Genomic DNA, 5,312 nt, shown 5'->3' with positions numbered 1-5,312 from the left:
ACAGGTGCCATATGGCACCGGGCCCCTCGACGTGTCCCGAGAGGCGCGATGACCCCTGAAAGCGCTGGCAGACCAGTCGACAGCTTCGACGACGACTACTACCCCGCCTACACCATGGGCCGCGCGGCCGAGATGCTCGGCACCACGCCGGCCTTCCTGCGGACCCTCGGGAAAGCCCGCCTGATCACACCGCTTCGCTCCCAAGGCGGCCACCGCCGTTACTCCCGCTACCAGCTGCGTCTCGCCGCCCGCGTCCGGGAACTCGTCGACCAAGGCACCCCCATCGACGCTGCCTGCCGCATCGTCATCCTCGAAGATCAACTCGCCGAAGCCCAGCAACTCAACCAGCAAATACGCGACAGCCAGCCGTCGCCCGCCGAAACCCCCGACGCGCAGACCAACAGCAGGCGGACCAGCCGGGATGTGGCCCGCCCTTCGGGTAGCGGTGGTGGACGCGACGTCGCAGGCCAGCCGCAGTAGACCCGTGGCGAACACAGCCACCGGACGGCCCCGTCCACGTGGCTGCCCCGCAGGGTTAGTCGAGTTCGACCCAGACGCGCTTGCCGTCGCCGTGCGTCTCGACTCCCCACCGGGCCGTGAGCACATCGACGATGTGCATCCCACGGCCCCGCTCATCGGAGTCGACGATCTCCCGAGCCATTGGCCGCACCGACGACCCGTCTGCGAGTTCCAGGCGCAGCACCTCACCGGTGACCCGAAGCTCCAGCCGCAGTTGCCCCTGTTCACCGGCGTGCTGCACGGCGTTGGTCACCAGCTCCGACACCACCACCGCGGCATCGTCGATCTGATGCTCATGGCCCCAGGCCAGCAACAACCCCCGCAGCACCTCCCGAGAAGCGCCCACGGAACGCGCGTCGAACGGGAGCTCCACACTGGCCGACCAGCCCCTGTCACGCACCGCGGCCACCCCTCACCCGTCGATCATGTCTCTCGCCGGCCGTCCTGCCCACCCAGGGACTCCACGAACCGTGCCCGCGGCCGGCCTCTTCGCGTAGCCCACCACCACGTCAGGCGGATCTTCGCCGCTCCTGCCAAGCTGGCCCCCGCCGGCGCGGCGCTGGCCCGCGGGGCAGGCAGCCTGCTGCACGCCGAGTTCGACGCGATCATCTCGGCCGGATGGCACAGCGACGTTCCAACGGGCGGGCCGGGGCGGCCACCCGCGCCGAGACCAGCGCCGCAAGGACCACCGCGGACCGCCTGCCGTTCACACCCTCACCGATCCGGACCGCCGATTACCCGACGACTCCAACGGAGAGCCGGGCAGCGGGCGCCGCCCAACAGTCCGAACCATGACACCGAATCACCGACACGCCGAAAGGAGACATAGCCACCACTCACGACCCCAAGAAACGCCCTTCATCACGTCGCTTCGCGCGCAGGTCTGGCCCCGGCCGCCCTACCGGAGCCAGACCTGCCCCCGATCGGGCCAGGGGACGCGGCTCATGACCACCGACCAGGACCTCTACCGGGTACTCGGGTCGGGGTCGACCTCTTGGCCTCGGCCAGCCAGATCACGCACGCCTCCCGTGCGCGCATCCCGGGCGATTACGCGACTCGGGAGCTATCCGGCTTCCACGAGGTAGGCGACGGCGAGCGCCGCAGCCAGGCCACCGAGCAGCAGACGCAGCGCGTTGTTGGGTAGGCGGCGCTGGAGGCGGGCGCGCAGATAGCCGCCGGCCGCACCGCGGACGCCGCAGGCAAGCCCCAAGGCCCAGTACGGCGCGATGTTCCCGGGAGTCGCACGCGCACGACCGCACCGACGATCACGCCGGGAAGGGAGCCTGCGACGAGACGACGGATCAGCGGGCCGCCCAGTTGCTTCTGCTGGCGGTCCCGGCATGGGGCGGTCAACGGGCCGGAGAAGTGGGTGTGGTCCTCCGAACCCGTCCACGAACCCCTGATCCCGAAGTGGATGTTCGACGAGTTCAACGCCAACCGGCAGACCCGACGCGGCTCCCGCGAGCACAACGAACTCAACCGCCACCCCGCGACCAAACGGACCTACGTGTTCCGAGGCATGATCCACTGTACGTGTGGGCGGCGGATGTTCGGGGCCGTCCGCGAACCTAGCCCAGCTGTCTGGTACCTGTGCTGGCCCCGGGCGAATAACCGAGGCCGTGACGACAGGTTCGCCGGACACCCCAAGAGCGTCCGCATCCGCGAAGACATCCTCGAAGCCGCGGTCGTCGACTTCTACACCGAACGCGTCTTCGGACGCGACCGAGTCGCCCTCCTGACCGCCGAACTCGCGACCTACGACGACCGGGCCGCGAGGGATCGAGCAGCCGAACGAGACAGACTCCACAAGAAGATCGACGATCTCAAGCTCAGGCAGGACAACCTGCTCCGGCACGCGCAGGTCGGCGACCCCGACGACCCGTTCACCCAAGGACTACGCAGCAGTTACAACGAGCTCGACACAGAGCGCAGGGCCGCCCTCGGGAAGATCAAGGACCTCGACGCGGCGGACGATACCGAACCCGACCGGCCAGGCCAGGCCAGCCTCGCCCTCCTCGACGCCCTACCGGAGCTACACCTCAAGCTCCACCAAGCGCCGGAAGCGTTGCAACGACGCCTCTACGAGATCACCCAACTCACCGTCCACCTCGATCACGAACGACAGGAGGTACACATGATGATCAAGATTCCGGTGATGGACCTCGACAAGGTTGCCAATCTGGCAGAAGTGACCGCCGACACCGCCGCCACCGCCGGAGCGCGGCCGGCAGCCACCGAACATCCACGGCGCGTGGATGCTGTACGTGCCCCAGGTAGGAATCGGACCTACGGCCTACCGCTTAGGAGGAAGGTCGTCCATATCGGTGAGCTGACCTGCATGGTTGCAGGTCACGACGGACCGAAGCGAGACGAATTAGTCGGTCCAGGACGTGGCCCTGACGGCGCCCAGACGGCGCCAGACGGGGGCGAACCCACATGGCAAGCATCACACACGACCGGCGGGCGGCAGAGGTCGCCCGCCAGACTGACCGGGCCCTGAGAGCCGTCAGAACGACGCTCAACGCCCTCGAGACGCGCCTCGGTCTCTGGCGCGGCCGGGGCGAGTCGGCCTGGTCCGAGGTTCGACGGCGCGCCGCGCTGGACGCGCTCGAGGGCTTGGCGGCCACGGTGACGGCGGCGCAGGCGGCGCATGACGCGCTGGCAGCCGAGCTGGTCGCCGCGGGCGTCCTGCCGGAGAGCGTGACTCCGTCCGCGGCATACCCGGATGAGACGTGGGCCGTGCTGGAGGCTGAGGGGCACTGGTCGACGTCGCCGCAGGCGCTCGCTCGGCTCGTTGCTTCGGACGCGGCGGCGGATCTGTCCGGCCAGGCCCGGGCGGCCGTGCCGGTTGATGTGGACGCGCCGGCCGGGGTGCTGGTCGAGCGGGCGGCGCGTGCCGTGGGCCTGGCCGACGAGCTGCTCACCGCCGCGGTCATCGCCGAGCGTGAGGCCGGCATGCCCTGGGGGCGGCTCGACGAGGTGCTGAGCGAGAGCCTCGGAGGATGGGACGGGTCGGGCCGGTTGGCCGAAGGCCGGTGGGGGCCTGCTCTGGCGAGCTGGCACCGTGGCCTGGCGGAGCCGATCCACTTCGAGGCACGGCCGGGTGCACTCGGGTCGCATGCGCTGCCGGATGCGGCGATCCGCCCGCGGAGTGTGGCCCGCTGGCTGGACACGTGGGTGACGAAGCACCAGCAGCCGGGCGACTACCCGGCTCAGGGCGCCGCGGCGGTGTCCGGGGGGACGGTCGACGCGCCTTCGGACCCGCTGCGCGCGTCGCGCTGGTTCATCGGACTGCTGTCGATGTCCCCGCTAAAGGCCGGTCTCGGGTCCGAGGTGGCCGACCGCGTGTTCTGGGAGCGCAAGTGCCGTGCCACAGGCGCGATCGCCGCAGCGGCTCCGGATGACCAGGGTGCAGCCGAGATCCTTGCCCAGGCGCAGGATCGGCTCGCCCAGCTGCGCGACGGTGTTAGCGCGGGTGTGCAGCGGTGATCGGCCCGGGTGGGATGCCGATCCCGGGGATGACGCAGCCGGCCGGGCCGTGGGGGCTGCGGCAGGCCGGCCGAGCCCAGCAGACGGCGGCGATGCTCACCGCCTGGGCCGGCGCTGACCCGGGCCGGCGGGCCGCGGTACGGATGCTCGTGGCCGACCAGCGGCTGATGCGTTCCCGCCGGGCCGGGCGGTTCTTCCTCGCGTCCGGGCCAGACCTGACGGCGATCACGGCTGCGCTGACCGGGCGTCGGTGGTGGCTACGGCGCGGGCACGGCGCGCTTGCGTTCCTCGTCCAGGTGGAGGCGGCACTGCGGTGAGGTGCGCTGGCGGCGCCCTGGAGACCTCAGGGTGCCGCCAGCGCTCGGGGCGCTGACGACCACCCCTCCACTTCGCAGCATTGGACACGGTAGCTAGCTCGACAGGAATTCCATCCAACCCCTTTTGCCACGCTAGCGTGGTATAGTGAGTTCGAAGGCGGACGGGGAGAGGGAGCGGGATATGTCGAGCCGAGAGCGGGCCGAGGTCACAAAGCTGCTTTGCTGGGCCATTGGTGAGGGGTACCGGGTTGGTCGGGTTGAGATCCTGGCCGACCTGGATGGGTGGCGGCGCCGCGCTGGTCTCGTCCCGACGGCAGTGAAGCTCGCCGCGCCCGTGGCGCCGGCGCCGTCCCCGCTCCCGGCGTGCCCCGATCGGGCGGTTGGTCTGGCCGAGGCTGCCAGGCTGTTGGAGATCTCCGAGGTGACGGTGCGCCGCTACCTGGCGCCGAGCTCCGGCCGCCTGGCCCGCCTGGACGGCGGAGTGAGCCTGGCCAGCATCGAGGCATACCGGCACACCCGGGACGCGGCAGTCCTGCGGACCCGCTGGAGCCGCACTGAGAGCACCCCCGCCCGTTGCGCGGCCTGACTATCACGCTAGCGTGGCAAAGGTATCGGTAGGTCGGGTTGGCCGAGGCCACCCGACGAGAGGGGGAAGTGTGTCTCTTCCGCTGTGGAAGGACAGTGATCCGTACGCCTGGAAGCGCGCGGCCACTGACTGGCGTGGCATGTGGGCCGAGCAGGAAAGCGAGCGGCGCGGCCGGGATCATCTGGCCGCGGAGCTCGGCTACGCCTCGGTGTCGAAGGTCGGGACGCTGATCGCCGACTGGCGAAAGCTGCAGGCCGCAGCGGCCGCCGGTGACCCCGAGGCGAAAGGCCGCGTCCAGCGGGCCGAGGACCTCGGCCGCGTCCTCGCCGGGCGCCAGGAGGCGGCCGGGTGATCCCTGATCCCAGGCATGGCGAAGCGGCCCGCCGACTCGCGCGGGCCGC

Annotated in this window: 7 protein-coding genes and 1 pseudogene; 6 read left to right on the top strand and 2 right to left on the bottom strand. The window is 70.6% G+C overall.

Features of this window, described 5'->3' with window-relative positions; translation table 11 throughout:
• Positions 1 to 48: 48 nt before the first annotated feature.
• Positions 49 to 387 (top strand): annotated as a pseudogene (locus MXD61_RS11375) (MerR family transcriptional regulator); the annotation flags it as partial.
• Positions 388 to 535: 148 nt separating this feature from the next.
• Here MXD61_RS11375 and MXD61_RS11370 read toward each other — a convergent pair.
• Together MXD61_RS11370 and MXD61_RS11365 are read right to left on the bottom strand one after the other, a co-directional pair.
• Positions 536 to 919 carry an ATP-binding protein gene (locus MXD61_RS11370; protein ID WP_225438434.1) on the bottom strand — a complete coding sequence of 128 codons (384 nt, stop codon included), beginning with the start codon at positions 917 to 919 and terminating at the stop codon, positions 536 to 538.
• 663 nt (positions 920 to 1,582) lie between these two features.
• Positions 1,583 to 1,729: a hypothetical protein gene (locus MXD61_RS11365; protein ID WP_225438433.1), complete on the bottom strand. Its 147-nt coding sequence runs from the start codon at positions 1,727 to 1,729 to the stop codon at positions 1,583 to 1,585.
• A gap of 204 nt (positions 1,730 to 1,933) precedes the next feature.
• Here MXD61_RS11365 and MXD61_RS11360 point away from each other — a divergent pair, with 204 nt between their 5' ends.
• From MXD61_RS11360 to MXD61_RS11340, 5 genes are all read left to right on the top strand, one after another.
• Entirely contained in the window at positions 1,934 to 3,019 is a 1,086-nt protein-coding gene (locus MXD61_RS11360) for a zinc ribbon domain-containing protein (protein WP_248812808.1), read from the top strand.
• Positions 2,956 to 4,008: a hypothetical protein gene (locus MXD61_RS11355; protein ID WP_248812807.1), complete on the top strand. Its 1,053-nt coding sequence runs from the start codon at positions 2,956 to 2,958 to the stop codon at positions 4,006 to 4,008. Before MXD61_RS11360 ends, MXD61_RS11355 begins: the two co-directional genes overlap by 64 nt.
• A 29-nt stretch (positions 4,009 to 4,037) precedes the next feature.
• Entirely contained in the window at positions 4,038 to 4,325 is a 288-nt protein-coding gene (locus MXD61_RS11350) for a hypothetical protein (RefSeq protein ID WP_248812806.1), read from the top strand.
• 181 nt (positions 4,326 to 4,506) lie between these two features.
• A complete protein-coding gene (locus MXD61_RS11345; RefSeq protein WP_248812805.1) occupies positions 4,507 to 4,911 on the top strand; it encodes a hypothetical protein in 405 nt (134 codons plus the stop codon).
• A 70-nt stretch (positions 4,912 to 4,981) separates the two neighbouring features.
• Positions 4,982 to 5,263, top strand: a complete 282-nt coding sequence (locus MXD61_RS11340; RefSeq protein WP_248812804.1) for a hypothetical protein — start codon at positions 4,982 to 4,984, stop codon at positions 5,261 to 5,263.
• Positions 5,264 to 5,312: the final 49 nt, after the last annotated feature.

It is taken from the genome of Frankia sp. AgPm24 (assembly GCF_023243055.1).
Classification (GTDB): Bacteria; Actinomycetota; Actinomycetes; order Frankiales; family Frankiaceae; genus Frankia; species Frankia umida.
This window is presented reverse-complemented; position numbering and strand designations above follow the sequence as displayed.